Source organism: Candidatus Binatia bacterium, from assembly GCA_036563615.1.
In the GTDB taxonomy this organism is placed as follows: domain Bacteria; phylum Desulfobacterota; class Binatia; order UBA12015; family UBA12015; genus DATCMB01.
Genome location: DATCMB010000020.1, coordinates 42,283 through 55,309, shown reverse-complemented (window position 1 = coordinate 55,309; position 13,027 = coordinate 42,283). Strand labels below are relative to the sequence as shown.

Annotated in this window: 14 protein-coding genes; 2 read left to right on the top strand and 12 right to left on the bottom strand. The window is 73.1% G+C overall.

The window, feature by feature from the left end:
- Positions 1–47 precede the first annotated feature (47 nt).
- The 4 genes from VIS07_16960 to VIS07_16945 form a co-directional block, all read right to left on the bottom strand.
- The gene (locus tag VIS07_16960) at positions 48–1,883 is read right to left on the bottom strand and encodes a DEAD/DEAH box helicase (protein HEY8517201.1); all 1,836 of its coding nucleotides are present in this window, start codon (positions 1,881–1,883) and stop codon (positions 48–50) included.
- Between the two features lie 123 nt (positions 1,884–2,006).
- A complete protein-coding gene (locus VIS07_16955; protein HEY8517200.1) occupies positions 2,007–2,834 on the bottom strand; it encodes a lysophospholipase in 828 nt (275 codons plus the stop codon).
- Complete coding sequence (locus VIS07_16950) at positions 2,831–3,574, bottom strand: hypothetical protein (protein HEY8517199.1); 744 nt, start codon at positions 3,572–3,574, stop codon at positions 2,831–2,833. Before VIS07_16950 ends, VIS07_16955 begins: the two co-directional genes overlap by 4 nt.
- On the bottom strand, positions 3,571–5,289 hold the full coding sequence (locus VIS07_16945; GenBank protein ID HEY8517198.1) for a hypothetical protein: 1,719 nt from the start codon (positions 5,287–5,289) through the stop codon (positions 3,571–3,573). Before VIS07_16945 ends, VIS07_16950 begins: the two co-directional genes overlap by 4 nt.
- Positions 5,290–5,370: 81 nt before the next feature.
- Here VIS07_16945 and VIS07_16940 point away from each other — a divergent pair, with 81 nt between their 5' ends.
- The gene (locus VIS07_16940; protein HEY8517197.1) at positions 5,371–5,673 is read left to right on the top strand and encodes a 4a-hydroxytetrahydrobiopterin dehydratase; all 303 of its coding nucleotides are present in this window, start codon (positions 5,371–5,373) and stop codon (positions 5,671–5,673) included.
- Between the two features lie 36 nt (positions 5,674–5,709).
- On the opposite strand, the gene VIS07_16935 is transcribed toward VIS07_16940, so the two are convergent.
- Genes VIS07_16935 through mvaD form a run of 6 tightly spaced genes read right to left on the bottom strand, consistent with a single transcriptional unit; the run spans position 5,710 to position 11,394 of the window.
- Positions 5,710–5,922 (bottom strand): hypothetical protein, encoded by a 213-nt coding sequence (locus VIS07_16935; GenBank protein ID HEY8517196.1) that lies wholly within the window; start codon positions 5,920–5,922, stop codon positions 5,710–5,712.
- A 10-nt stretch (positions 5,923–5,932) separates the two neighbouring features.
- A complete protein-coding gene (gene mvk / locus VIS07_16930; protein ID HEY8517195.1) occupies positions 5,933–6,889 on the bottom strand; it encodes a mevalonate kinase in 957 nt (318 codons plus the stop codon).
- Positions 6,886–8,205, bottom strand: coding sequence for a hydroxymethylglutaryl-CoA reductase, degradative (locus VIS07_16925; protein HEY8517194.1), 1,320 nt, complete (start codon positions 8,203–8,205; stop codon positions 6,886–6,888). Before VIS07_16925 ends, mvk begins: the two co-directional genes overlap by 4 nt.
- The gene (fni, locus tag VIS07_16920) at positions 8,202–9,302 is read right to left on the bottom strand and encodes a type 2 isopentenyl-diphosphate Delta-isomerase (protein HEY8517193.1); all 1,101 of its coding nucleotides are present in this window, start codon (positions 9,300–9,302) and stop codon (positions 8,202–8,204) included. Before fni ends, VIS07_16925 begins: the two co-directional genes overlap by 4 nt.
- Positions 9,299–10,366: a hypothetical protein gene (locus VIS07_16915; protein HEY8517192.1), complete on the bottom strand. Its 1,068-nt coding sequence runs from the start codon at positions 10,364–10,366 to the stop codon at positions 9,299–9,301. The genes fni and VIS07_16915 overlap by 4 nt, the downstream gene beginning before the upstream one ends.
- Before the next feature lie 2 nt (positions 10,367–10,368).
- Positions 10,369–11,394, bottom strand: coding sequence for a diphosphomevalonate decarboxylase (gene mvaD / locus VIS07_16910; protein HEY8517191.1), 1,026 nt, complete (start codon positions 11,392–11,394; stop codon positions 10,369–10,371).
- 373 nt (positions 11,395–11,767) lie between these two features.
- Between mvaD and VIS07_16905 the strand changes: the two genes are divergently transcribed.
- A complete protein-coding gene (locus VIS07_16905) occupies positions 11,768–12,034 on the top strand; it encodes a helix-turn-helix transcriptional regulator (protein ID HEY8517190.1) in 267 nt (88 codons plus the stop codon).
- An 18-nt stretch (positions 12,035–12,052) separates the two neighbouring features.
- On the opposite strand, the gene VIS07_16900 is transcribed toward VIS07_16905, so the two are convergent.
- A complete protein-coding gene (locus VIS07_16900; protein HEY8517189.1) occupies positions 12,053–12,214 on the bottom strand; it encodes a hypothetical protein in 162 nt (53 codons plus the stop codon).
- 156 nt (positions 12,215–12,370) lie between these two features.
- Positions 12,371–12,979 carry a hypothetical protein gene (locus tag VIS07_16895; protein HEY8517188.1) on the bottom strand — a complete coding sequence of 203 codons (609 nt, stop codon included), beginning with the start codon at positions 12,977–12,979 and terminating at the stop codon, positions 12,371–12,373.
- Between the last annotated feature and the right edge of the window lie 48 nt (positions 12,980–13,027).

Sequence of the window (13,027 nt, the reverse complement as noted above, 5' to 3'; positions counted from 1 at the left end):
AGGCCGCGGCGAGCGCGGCAGGTCGCGGCGCGTCCGTTCTGCACGCGTCAGCTCTCGTGCGAGGCATGATCGCCGGCATCGGGGGCCGAGCTCTCGCCGCCGGACGCGCTCTCAGCGCCACGCGCGGCGTCGCCGCCGGACGACGCGTCGCCGGCGCTCGCGGTGCCGCTCGCCGTCGAGGCTTCGCCTTCGCCCGTCGAGGCTGCGCCGCTCGCCGAGGCTTCCGCGCCCGCCGAGCCGTTGTCGCGCGCGCCGCCGCGCCGTCCACGGCGCCGGCGCCGACGCCGTCGGCCCGGCTTCGCGGCGCCCTCGCCACCCGTCGCCGCGGCCGACGTCTCGCCGCTCGCCGCAGCGCTCTCGCCGTCGCCCGTCGCGGCCGTGGCGGCTCCGGTCTCGGCCGTGGCCGTCGCGCCGGTCGCCTCGGTCGTGCCGGCGGCAGCCTGCCCCTTTGCGCGCCGACGCCGACGACGGCGCTTGCGCGGCGCCGCTGCGCCCTCGCCCGCCGCTGCGGGTGCGGCCTCGGTGCCCTCGGCGGCCGGCGCCGCGGCCTCGCTCTCGACTGCGGCCGGACGCGGCTCGCGTCGCTCGTCGCGACGTCCGCCACGCTCACGCCCGCGCCGCTCGCCGCGGCCGCCGTCCTCCGAGCGCCGACGCGGCTGCCGCGGCGGCTCCTTGTAGGGCACCAGCATGTCGTCGTCGGGGAAGTCGTACGGCAGCTTGAAGCCGATCAGCTTCTCGATCGCCTCGAGGCCCTCGACGTAGTCCTCGCACGCGAGCGAGATCGCCTTGCCCGAAGCCCCGGCGCGCGCCGTGCGACCGACGCGGTGGACGTAATCCTCGGGGTCGAGCGGCAGGTCGTAGTTGATGACGTGCGTCACGCCGTCGATGTGCAGGCCGCGCGACGCGACGTCGGTCGCGATCAGGATCGGCAGGCGTCCCTCGCGGAAGTCCTCGAGGATCTTGAGACGCTTGCGCTGGTCGATGTCGCCGGTGATCTGCTCCGCCTCGATGCCGTTCGCGGCGAGCGTGCGACAGAGCTGGTCGGCGGTGCGGCGCATGTTGACGAAGATCAGCGTGCGCTCGGCGCCCTCGCGCTGCAGGAGGCCGAACAGCAAGCCGAGCTTCTCGTGCTTGCCGACGTGGTAGAGTTTGTGCTCGACGCGCTCGGCGGTGACCTGCTCGGGGTTCACCTCGACCTTCACCGCGTCGTTCATGAACATGTAGGCGAGCTCCATCACGTCGTGGGACAGAGTCGCCGAGAACAGCATGGACTGACGCTGCTCGACCGGGGTGCAGCGCCGCAGCAGGAAGCGCAGGTCCTTGATGAAGCCCATGTCGAACATGCGGTCGGCTTCGTCGATGACCAGGACCTCGACGGCGTTGAGCCGGTAGACGCCCTGCTTCCAGTAGTCGATCAGACGCCCCGGGGTGCCGACCAGCAGGTCGACGTCCTGCCGCAGGTTCTCGCGCTGCTTCTTGTAATCCACGCCGCCGTAGACGGCCTGGATGACGAAGCCGCACTCGGAGCCGAGCACCTCCGCGTCCTTGGCGATCTGCACGGCGAGCTCGCGGGTCGGAGCGATCACGAGCGCGCGCGGCGCGGCGGGCTTGCGCGGCTTGCCGTGCTCGAGGAGGCGCGTGAAGACCGTGATCAGGAAGGCGGCCGTCTTGCCCGTGCCGGTCTGGGCCTGACCCGCGACGTCGCGTCCGGCGAGCGAGAGCGGCAGGATCTTCGCCTGGATCGGCGTCGCGTGCGTGAAGCCGGCCTTGCGGATGCCGGCACGCACCGGTTCCGGCAGCGGAAGGGCGTCGAACGGCAGCCGGTTTTCCGTGGATTCGGCGGCGTCCTGCGCGGCCGCTTGGGTGTCCGTGGCTGTGCTCATCGAGTGCGGGAGACGCCTCTGGCTGCAAGCGTCATCCTTCGACCCGTAGCAGACGCCGTACCACCGATCCACGCACCATCCGCGCCCGTCGGCGCGGGCAGAAGCCGCGCGCGCGGCGGCTCGTCAGCGCGCGCGCTCGGCGATCCAGGCGGCGATGCGGCCCGTGAGCTCCGGCCCCTCGGGCTCGTTCAGGATCTCGTGGCGCAGCCCGGGCAGGATCTCGAGCCGCTTGTCCGACGACGCGGCGCCCGCGTACAGGTCCTCGCTCGCCTGCGGCACGACGAGCTGGTCGTCGCCGCCGTGCAGCACGAGCAGCGGCAGCGTCAGCTCGGGGAAGCGCGCCCGCACCGCGCGCGCGCCCGAGGTGAGCGCGCGCAGCGTCTCGCGCTTGAACGGCCCGCGGTAGTTGAGCGGGTCGCGATCGTAGTCCTCCGCGACCCGCGGATCGCGCGACAGCAGCTCCGAGGAGAGCACCACCTCCGGCAGCGGGTCGAGGTCGAGCAGCGGCTCGAGGGCCGACGGGTCGCCGACCGCCGCGCCGGAGAGGATCAGCCCCGCGAGCTCGCCCTGACGCTCGAGCGCGAGCGCCGTCGCGACGAGGCCGCCCATGCTGTGCCCGAGCACGAAGAGGGCCAGCGCCGGACGCGCCGCACGCGCGCGCTCGAGAAGCAGCGACGCGTCGCGGACCAGCGCATCGAGCGACGGCACGCTCGCGCGCTCGCCGCTCGACGCGCCGTGCCCGAGCAGGTCCATCGCCCACGCCGCGACGCCCGCGCCAGCGAGCTGCGCGCCGACCTTCTCGTAGCGCCCGCCGTGCTCCGCGTAGCCGTGCACGATCACGAGGCTCGCGTGTGCCGGCTCCTTCGGCGGCCACCAGCGCAGCAGGCGATGTCCTGCCTCGACGGCGATCGTCTCCGTACGGCTCTGCGACGCGCGCTCCTCCGTCGTCATGGTTGCCCTCCCCCGGCGTTCGTCGGCGCCGCTCCGGTCTTGCCCTTCAGGCGCGCCACGATGCGATTGCCGATGTCGCGCACCTGCGGCGCGAGCTGCGGATCGTCGCCCGGCGCGTCCCCGTAGCGCGCGAGACGCTCGGCCTGCGCGGGCGTGAAGTGATCGGGCTCGGCGGCGAGCGCCGCGACGTCGAGCAGCGCGAGCGCACGCAGCTTGCGCTCGGGCAGCGACAGCGCGCGCACCAGCGCGTCGGCGGCACGACCGACGTCGGGCTCCGCCCCGGCCGTCGGATGCACCGCCGCGAACAGATCGCGCAGCACCGCGCGCGTCGCCTCCCCGACCTCCGGACCGTCCAGCACGATGCCCGCGCCGGCCGGCTGCACCGAGAGCCAGCGCGTGCCGCTGTCGTGCGACGTCCGGCGCACGAGCACGATCGCGTCGGCCAGCGCCGCGTAGCGCAGCAGCGGCGCCTCCTGCTCGAGGACGAAGCCGCCGCTCGGTCCCTCGCCGGCGATCGTGTCGCGCGCGAGGAACGGCGTCGACGCGTGCTGCGGGTCGCGCGCGCGCGTCGCCTCGACCGAGCGCGCCAGCACGACGCCGTCCGCGGCCTGCAGCATGCCGACCAGGCTCGAGGCCCCGCTCGGGCGCAGGTGCGCGTCGCCGAGCGCCGCGGCAAGCGCGACGACCGCGAGGATCACGACGATCGCGACGGCGGCGCGTGTTGCTCGACGCGCGCTCAAGGCAGCGCCGCGCACGCCGGCTCGTCGGCCACCGCGCCCGGACCGCGCAGCAGCTCGACGGCCGTGCAGGTCACGTAGCTCGCCGCCTCGACGCCGACCGACAGCACCTCGTGGTAGTGCGTCGGCACCCGACGGCGCGGGTAGCGCGTGTCGTACTCGCGGCCGTCGCACGGATCGACCGCCTCGTCGAACAGGTTCGCCGGGTAGAAGTCGTAGCCGGGCACGATGTAGCCGAGCTCGTCCGGCGAGAGCCCGAGCACGAGCTTGAACGGAGCGTCCATCGCGTCGCGGATCGCCGGCTCCGCGGGACGCCCGGTGTCCGCCGCCGGGCAATCGGTGCGACGGTGGGTCGCGACGCCGAGGTAGAGCTCGGGGAAGACCTCGCCGGGAACGGTCACGATCTGCACCTGCGGCGCGCCGGCGGCGTCGGCGAGCGTGATCGCGTTCTGCTCGAGGATGCCGCACAGGCCGGTCGCGCCGGGGCAGTTCGCGGGGTCGTAGATCTCCGGGTCGAGGTCGAGGAGGCCGACCGAGCGTCCGAGCTCGAAGGTCGCGTTCGACGACGCCGCGCGCTTGATCGAGCTGCGCACCGTGACGCTCGCGACCTCGACCGTCTGCGCGCTCTCGAGCCCGCGCGCGATCACGTCGCCGACCAGGCGTCCGATGCGCTCGGTGCGCGGGAAGCCGATGTCGTCGCGCGTGTCGAACTCGTTCGTGCCGTCCGGATTGCGCGCGTCGGCGCCGCCGACGCAGGTGTCGCCGACGATCTCCGCGGCGCCAAGGTCCGCGGAGAAGTACACCGCCGTGCCGCCGACGCGGCGCTCGACCTCGTCGCGGATGTAGTGCGGGAAATCCGAGGTGATGAGCTCGTTCTCGCTCTCGAGCGACTCGGGGTGCGTGCCCCAGTTGAGCAGCGTCGCGATCGTTCCGTCCGCGCCGTCGAACGCCAGCGCGCGCAGCTCGTCGTCGAAGATCCAGGGCGGGCGGCAGCCGGTCCGCACCTGCAGGCCCTTGAGCTCCGGGCTCTGCGTCGCGTCCGTGCGGAACGCGCGCACGCGCTCGACCGGCTGCAGATTCGACGCGGCCAGCGAGATCGCGCGCGCCACCTGGCGGTCGACGAACGCGAGGTAAAGCGGAAACTTGCCGTCGATCAGCGTGTCCGGCCCCCACAGCCCGATCGCGTCCGGTCCCTGGTGGTTGTGCGTGCTCGCGTGCACGAAGTGCGTGATGCCGAGCGCCGGATCGACCATCGCCTCGGCGTGCGCGAAGCCGTAGTAGCTGCCGTGCTTGAGCGTCCCGACGAGATCGACCGAGGTCAGCGCGAGACGCGTCGTCCCGTCGTCGAGCACGATGCTGCGCGCCCAGAGATCGTCGTGGCAGCCGAGCGCGATCCGGTCCGCGCCGAAGCCTGCCATGTAGGTGCCGTCGTACTTGCCGCGCGACTGCGGATCGAGCGCGTCGTTGCGTGGGTCGTCGGTGAACGGCTCGCCGACGTCGTAGCGCCCGTTGCCGTTCAGGTCGTCGTAGAGCTCGCCCCAGACGCCGGTTGCGGTGACCGGACCGTCCCACTCCGGATGGTCGCCGCACGGCGTGATCGGCACCGCCGCCACACCGACGCGAAGCGTGCCCGTGCTCGACGACGAGCGGTCCGAGCACGCGGCGGCGAGCGCCGCACAGCAGACGACGAGAACGAGGCGCGTGAGCGTGCTCTTCATCGCCCCCGGTTAGCCGCGTCGATGGAGAACGGTCAAGCGAAGCGCTACGGCTCGAGGCGAGCTTTCGTTGGAGGTGACGAGATGGCGCTGCAGAAGCTGGATGCGGCCGAGGTCGAGCGCCGGCTGAAGACGCTTTCCGGCTGGACGCTCGAGGGCGGCAAGCTGCACCGCGAGTACCGCTTTCCCGACTTCGTCGCGGCCTTCGGCTTCATGGCCGCCGTGGCGCTCGTCGCCGAGCGGATGAACCACCACCCCGAGTGGTTCAACGTCTACGGCACCGTGCGCGTCGACCTCACGACGCACGACGCGAGCGGCATCTCGGCGCGCGACTTCGAGCTGGCGGAGCGGATGGAGGAGCTGGCGCGCCGCCACGGCGCGGCCTGAGCTCGCGCGTCGGGACGTCCGCCGTGCGCGAGCGGGTCAGCGCTCGGACGCGCGCACCGCGAGCCAGGTGACGAAGCCGACGACGGCGATCTGCACCTCGGTCACGATCACGCCGCGCCACTCCCCGGTCGTGTAGCCGGTGTGCAGGAGCAGCAGCGTCGCGGCGACGACGGCGATCAGCACCCACGTCGAGGGCGCAACCTTCCTCTCGCGCGCGACGTTCGCTTGCCCGCTCGCCTTGGCCGCCATCGTGCCGCCTCTAGCAGACCGCCAAGTCGGGAGCGACGCCGAGCCGCGCGATGAAGCCGTCGTGGCCGCGGGCGCGCAGCGCCGCGAGCAGCGCTTCGCCGTCGTCCGGGGGCAGCGCGATGATCGCGCCGCCGCCGCCCGCCCCGGTGAGCTTCGCGCCGAGCGCGCCGGCGGCGAGCGCATCGTCGACCAGCGCGTCGAGCTCCGCCGTCGAGACGCCGCACGCGCGCAGCAGGCCGTGGTTCATCGTCATCAGCTCGCCGAGCCGCTTGCGGTCGCCGCGCAGCAGCGCGTCGCGCGCCGACGCGACGAGCGCGCCGACCGCCGCGAACACCGGCTGGTAGACCTCGGGCGCGTCGGCCGCGCGCTGGCGCAGGCTGCCGACCGTGCTCGCCGTCGTGTGCGGCGTGTGCGACAGGAGGACGAGCAGCGGCAGCGGCTCGGGGAGCGCGAGGCGCTCGTGTCGCGGTGGCTCGCCGCCGCGTCCGATCTCGAACCAGAGCACGCCGCCGTAGGTCGCAGCCGTGCTGTCGACGCCGGACGGCGTGCCGTGAAAGAGCTTCTCGATCTCGTGCGCGTGGCGCGCGACGGCCTCGTCGGCGAGCTCGTGGTCGACGCTCGCCGCGAGCGCGCGCAGCAGCGCCACCGCGAGCGCCGCCGAGCTGCCGAGCCCCATCGCGACCGGGAGATCGCCCTCGACCTCGATCCGCAGCGCGTCCGGCGCGACGCCGCAGCAGCGCGCCGCGAGCTCGACCGCAGAGTGGAGCCGCGGGTCGGCGAGATCCGGCGGCAGCGTCGGCTCGTCCGCCGCGCGCGGCGCGACGGTCACGCGCACGCCGCGCTCGACGGCCGCGACGATCGCCGGCTGCCCGTGCACGACGACGTGCTCGCCGAGCAGGATCACCTTGCCCGACGCCGCAGCGCTGGCGAGCCGCAGCGGCGGGACGGCGGCGTCGCGCTCGCTCACGACGTGGGGCGCGCCGCGGATGCGCCGCTCCGCCCGGCACGCGCGGCGAGCAGCTGACGGGCGCGCTCGATCTTGATCTCGCCCGACGCGATCAGCGCCTCGGCGATCGCCTCGACCTCGTCGGGAGCCGCGCCGGCCGCGGTCGCGACCGCACGCGCGTGACGCGACATGTGACCCTTCTGGATGCCCTCGGTCGCGAGCGCGCGCAGCGCGGCGAAGTTCTGCGCGAGACCGACCGCGGCCATGATCTCCGCGAGCTCGCGCGCCCCACGGACACCGAGAAGCTTGAGCGCGAGGCGTGCGCGCGGGTTGCCGTCGACGGTGGCGCCGACCGTGCCGACCGCGAGCGGCAGCTCGATCCGGCCCACGAGCGCGTCCCCCTCGACGCGCCAGGTCGCGAGCGCGCCGTAGTGTCCGTCGCGCGACGCGTACGCGTGGGCGCCGGCCTCGAGCGCGCGCCAGTCGTTGCCCGTCGCGAGCGCGACCGCGTCGATGCCGTTCATGATGCCCTTGTTGTGCGTCGCCGCGCGGTACGGATCCGCCTCGGCGAACAGGCTCGCGAGCTCGACCGCGGCCGCGACCTCCGCCCCGGAGCGTCCCGGCATCTCGAGGTCGGCGTGCCGGTAGCGCACCGTCGCGCGCGCCTTCCGGCGATCGGTGAGGTTCGACAGGATGCGCAGGTGCGGCGTCCCGCCGGCGATCTCGGCGACGAGCGGCGCGGTCTTCTCGGCGATCGTGTTGATCGCGTTCGCGCCCATCGCGTCCCCGACCTCGACCAGCAAATGCACGACGACGAAGGTGCGCCCGAGCGGCGCCTCGATCACGCGCGCCTCGACGCCGCGCGCGCCGCCGCCGCGCCTCGCCATGCCGGGCTCGACCTCGTCGACGCGCGCGCAGATCCGCGCAGTGGCCTCGCGCAGGCGCTCGCACGCAGCCTCCGGATCCGACACGTCGACGAGCTGGATCTGGGCGATCATGCACGGCGGGTCGGACTCGGCGACGAAGCCGCCACCGCCGCGCGCGAGCCGCGCCGCGTTGCTCGCCGCGGCGATCACCGACGGCTCCTCGGTGACCATCGGCACGAGCACGTCGCGTCCGTTGACCACGAAGTTCAGCGCCACGCCGAGCGGCAGGGCGTAGACGCCGATCGTGTTCTCGGTGAGCCTCGCCGCCGTCGCGAGCGGCAACGGCGCCTCGGAGAGCAGCGACGCCCGCTCCTCGTCGGTGAGCCCGGCGACCCTCGAGATCAATGCTTGACGCTCGGCGACCGGCAGGCTGTGAAATCCAGGAATGCGCGACTCGCGACGATCGCTCACGATCCTCTCCTCCGTCTCAGCGGGCGGCGACCGGGTTGCCAGCGCTCGAGCGTCGGACCGATGACCGTCGGCGCGCGACGCAGATCCGCGAGCGTGCGGCTGCCCGTGAGCAGCATGGCCATGCGCAGCCCCGCGATCACGCCGTCGATGAAGGCGCGCGCCGCCTCCGCCCCGCCCTCGCGGTACGCCTGGTAGACCGGCAGCGCGAAGCCGACCAGGCTCGCACCGAGCGCGATCGCCTTCGCCGCGTCGAGGCCGTCGCGGATGCCGCCGCTCGCGATCGTCTGCACGCCGATCCCGCGCAGCTGCAGCAGGCTCGCCGCCGTCGGGATGCCCCAGTCGCGGTACAGGTCGCCGAGGCTCGAGCCCCGCGGCGTGCGCAGCGCCTCGATGCGCACCCACGATGTCCCGCCGGCGCCCGACACGTCGATGTGCTTGACGCCCGCCGCGCGCAGGCGGAGCGCCACCTCGCGCGACACGCCGCAGCCCGTTTCCTTGGCGACGATCGGGACCTCGAGCTCGCGACACAGGCGGCGGAAGGTCCGCGTGCCGTCGCGGAAGTCGCGGTCGCCCTCGGGCTGGATCAGCTCCTGCGCGACGTTCAGGTGGAGGCAGAGCGCGTCCGCGGAGATCGCGGCGATCAGCGGCTCGAGCTCCTTCGCGGTCATCTCCCGCGCCTGCGCGAGGCCGATGTTGGCGAGCAGCACGGTCGTCGGCGCGAACTCGCGAATCCGGTACGTCCACGCCGACTCGGGTCGCTTGTGCATCGCGCGCTGGCTACCGAGACCGAACGCGATGCGCGTCTCCTCGGCGATGCGCGCGAGGTCGCGGTTGACCGCGAACGCTTCCTCGGTGCCGCCGGTCATCCCGGTGATGACCAGCGGCGCCGCGAGCTCCTTGCCGAGCCAGCGGGTGCGCAGGTCGATGTCGTCGACCGCGAGATCGGGGAGCGCGTCGTGCACCAGCTCGACCTGCTCGAACAGCGTGCTCTTCTCCGCCGCCTCGACGTCCTCGCGTATGCACAGGTCGAGGTGCGATTGCTTGCGCGCCGCCACGTCGTCGTGCGCGACCGCCTTCGCCTCGCCGCGATGTCTCATCGTGTCTCCTCGAGCCGTGCGCCGTCGGTGTCGAGCGTCGCGTCGAGCGGCTGCAAACCGGCCTCGCGCCAGGCGGCGCGCAGACGCTCGCGCAGGCCGTCCGGCACGATCGCGATCGCGCAGTCGCCGCCGCCGGCTCCCGACGGCTTCACGACCGCGCCGAGCGCACGCCCGACGGCGCTCGCGCGGCGCAATGCTGGATTGAAGATCCGGATCGACGTGACCGCACCGAGCCGCTCGAGCAGCCGCCCAGCGGCGTGCAGCGCCCCGAGCACTCGCGCGGGATCGCCGCTCGCGCAGCCGTCGCGGAAAGCGTCGACCGCCGCCGCCATGCCGGCCGTCCAGGCGCGGAGCGACGCGGCGCTCGTCTCGTCTTCCGAGAGCTTCGCGACGAAGCGCGCGACGCGCGGTCCGGTCGCGCACGCGGTGCCGGTCGCGACCATCTCGAGCGCGAACTCATTCGGAAGCGTGAGGTGGGTGAAGCGCGGCGGCGGCGTCTCGCGCACGCGTCGCACGCAGTCGCTCACGTCGCGCGGCACGTCGCGTCCGTCGAGCCCCGCGGTCCAGACGAGGCCGCCCACGGTGCAGCAGACGACGTCCGCGCCCGAGCCGCCGCCCTGAACCAGACGGTGCGCGTACACCGCGGTGGCGGCGCGCTCGCGCGCGCCACGCTCGTCGTCGAGGCGACGCCCGGCGAGCGCGTGCAGCGCCGCCACCGTCGCGGCGCTGACCGCGGCGCTGCCGCCCAGCCCGGTCTTCTCCGTGCCCCGATCGAGCTCGCTCTCGGTGTCGATCTCGACGTCGACCTCGCGCAGCTCGAGCGTCCGCGCCGCGACGACGGCGGCGCCGGCGACGAAGCGCACGTCGGCGGGAAGATCGTCGAAGCGCTCGGTCGCGAACGAGCAGCGGACGGACTCCGCGCCGCGGCGCACGTACACGTGGCCGGATCCGCGACGCGCGCGTGCCCGCACGCGCAAGCGCCGCGACACCGCCGCGACGACAGCGGGGCCGCCCGCGACCACGCCGTACTCGCCGGTCACGAACAGCTTTCCCGGCGCCGACACCGTCACCTCCATGGAGCGGCGCCCTGCTTCATCTCCACGCCCGCTCCGGGCGCGCAGCGCAGGACGCGCAGCACCCCGGGCACGGCGCGCAGACGCTCGGCGACGGCGTCGGCGTCGCGCGCGGCGCACAGCACCTTCACCTGCGGCCCGGCGTCGATCGTGAACCAGCAGCCGATGCCCTCGTCGCGCGTGCGCCGCACCGCGTCCATCGCGGCGAGCGTCGCAGGCGACCAGAAGAAGACCGGCGGCCGCGCGGCGAACGACGTCGCGTGCATGCGCAGGCAGTTCTCCTCGGCGATCCGGCCGACCGTCTCGAGGTCGCGCTCGGCGATCGCACGCCGCATCGCGGCGAGGTCCTCTTCCTGCGCGTCGAGCCAGCCGCGGTAGAGCGGCGAGGTCGCGGCGACGTGCGCCATCGCGTCGCGCGACGCCGTGCGCTTCATCGCCTCGCTGGTGATCGCGACCAGCATCGCGACGTCCCAGGCCGACTCGGGCAGGAGCTGGTAGGCCGTCGAGTCGCTGCCGTCCTCGGCCTCGCCGCGGCGCCACTCGACGAAGCCGCCGAACACCGAGCGCGCGGCGGAGCCGGATCCCTCGCGCGCGAGGCCGGACAGCGTCACGAGGTCGACGCGACGGTCGAGCGCCGACAGCGTCGCCGCGGTGACGGCGCAGTAGATCGCCGCTGACGACGCGAGCCCGGCGCCGACCGGAAAGCTCGCCTCGACGTCGACGCAGGCTTCGACCTTCGCGCTCTCGCCGGTCAGTCGATCGAGAAAGCGCGCCATCCGCTCGCCGGCGACACCCGTCACCTCGGCGCCGCCGTGGCGGAACCGGGGACGCGTCCCCGGGCTCGCGAGCGTCACGCTGGCGACGGCCTTGAGGCCGTCGAGCGTCAACGAGATGCTGCCGACGGCGGGCAGGTTCCGCTTCTCGTCACGCTTGCCCCAGTACTTCACCAGGGCGACGTTGGCGCGCGCCAGCGCCGTGGCCGTCGCGTGATTGGCGCCCGGCGTGCTCGTTTCTGCCATGCCGCCGTGAGCTCGAGTCGTACCGTCCCTTGAACCCCGCACCCCGCGTTCCCCTCCGCACGAGGTAGCGAGCGGGACGTGCGGGCGCCAGCCGTGGCCTCGCGTCGCCACGTGGACCCGAGGTCTCGCGCTCGCCGCGCAAGGAGAATCCACGAGCGCACCGCGTCGCGAGCGCTACGGCAGCGTCGAGAAACGCCTTAGCGCGTCACTCGATTGTCGCTCGCGTCGCGCCGCGGCCCCTTCCGACCCACGCAAAATCCGGGTCTTTTCGCGTGCCCAGGGGCACGTCGATTGCTTTCGGGAAACGCGTGCGGATTCGCCGTGGCGTTTGAACAAACAGCTGCCCAGGCGCGTCCACCGGGAAGAGCCGCCCGTGAGGGTGGATCAGGAGGCAATTTCCACGATGTCGAAGAGCACGGGACTTTCCATTCGGGACATGCGCAACAAGCTTTCGATGACCCAGGAGGAGTTCGCACACGCCCTGGGTATCACCGTGAGCACGGTCAACCGTTGGGAGAATGGTCACTCCGAGCCGAGCAAGCTCGCTCGCGCGACCATCGCGCGTCTCGCCAGCAACCACGGAATCTTCGTCGAGCCGACGCCGCGCGATCAGACCAACGGGCCGCGCTCGGACAGCTGAGCGCCGCGCCCGAATGGGTTAGGCGGGCAGCGTTCCGGCGGCGCGTGCGAGATCCTCGTCTCGCAACGAGCCCTCGAGCGCTGCCCTCGCCTTCCAGCCGAGCACGGCGCCCAGAGCGAGCAGCGCGTCCTCGTTCAGCAAAAGCATCGCGACGTCGCGCTCCGTGACTTGCGGTTCCATCGCGTCAAAAACTAAGTCGGCGCGAACGGGGTTCAAGACCCGGAACGCAAGCGCGTCGCGACGATCGTCGGACGCGTCGCTCGGCGGACGCCGCGCTCGGCGCCGACCACGCGCGGGCTTGGCTCGTCGTCCCAGCTGATCGGCGTCGGTCGCGGATCAGCGTCGGCGGGAGCTGCCGCTCCCCGCGCGTCGCGCTGCGGCCCGGTTCGCCGCGGCGCTCGTCGTGCCGGTGCGACCGATGCGACGCTCGACGAGCGCATCGGCGCGCGCCAGCAGGCGCTCGTCCTTGGTGTGGCGCTCGATCATGTAGCTCATGTCGCTCAGGTCGTGAATCAACATCTTGACGGCCTGATCGCGCCAGCTCGGATCCTGCACCACCTGCAACAGGTCGACGACGACGTCCTCGAGCTCCGAGCTCTCGAGGTCGACCGCCATCTCGAACGCCCGCTCGCGCGTGATCCCACGACGCAGCTCGCGGCGGTACCCCGCGAGCAGCGAGCGCAAGCGGATGCCGGTCGAGGTGTCGAACAGCACCTTGGTCTCGCCGCCGAGATCGGGGTCGTTGCGCAGAATGCACTCGACCAGCATGAGCGCGCCGCAGTGTCCCGCCTCGTGGCGGGCCATGTTGAACCAGAACTGGCGCAGCTCTTCGTCGTCCCGGAACAGCCGGACGAACTCCGCGTAGAGCTCCATGGTCTTGCGCTCGAGCTCGAGCGCGACCTCGAGAACCTCGGGAATGGTGGTCCGACGCACGGTGCGAGGCATGACGAAGTCGATCTCTAGCAGTCCGCTCGGAAAGGCGTAAAGCCGGGC

Coding starts and splice junctions, on each gene's coding strand:
- VIS07_16960 (HEY8517201.1), bottom strand. CDS start 1,883: ATGAGCACAGCCACGGACACCCAAGCGGCCGCGCAGGACGCCGCCGAA.
- VIS07_16955 (HEY8517200.1), bottom strand. CDS start 2,834: ATGACGACGGAGGAGCGCGCGTCGCAGAGCCGTACGGAGACGATCGCC.
- VIS07_16945 (HEY8517198.1), bottom strand. CDS start 5,289: ATGAAGAGCACGCTCACGCGCCTCGTTCTCGTCGTCTGCTGTGCGGCG.
- VIS07_16940 (HEY8517197.1), top strand. CDS start 5,371: ATGGCGCTGCAGAAGCTGGATGCGGCCGAGGTCGAGCGCCGGCTGAAG.
- VIS07_16935 (HEY8517196.1), bottom strand. CDS start 5,922: ATGGCGGCCAAGGCGAGCGGGCAAGCGAACGTCGCGCGCGAGAGGAAG.
- fni (HEY8517193.1), bottom strand. CDS start 9,302: ATGAGACATCGCGGCGAGGCGAAGGCGGTCGCGCACGACGACGTGGCG.
- mvaD (HEY8517191.1), bottom strand. CDS start 11,394: ATGGCAGAAACGAGCACGCCGGGCGCCAATCACGCGACGGCCACGGCG.
- VIS07_16900 (HEY8517189.1), bottom strand. CDS start 12,214: ATGGAACCGCAAGTCACGGAGCGCGACGTCGCGATGCTTTTGCTGAAC.
- VIS07_16895 (HEY8517188.1), bottom strand. CDS start 12,979: ATGCCTCGCACCGTGCGTCGGACCACCATTCCCGAGGTTCTCGAGGTC.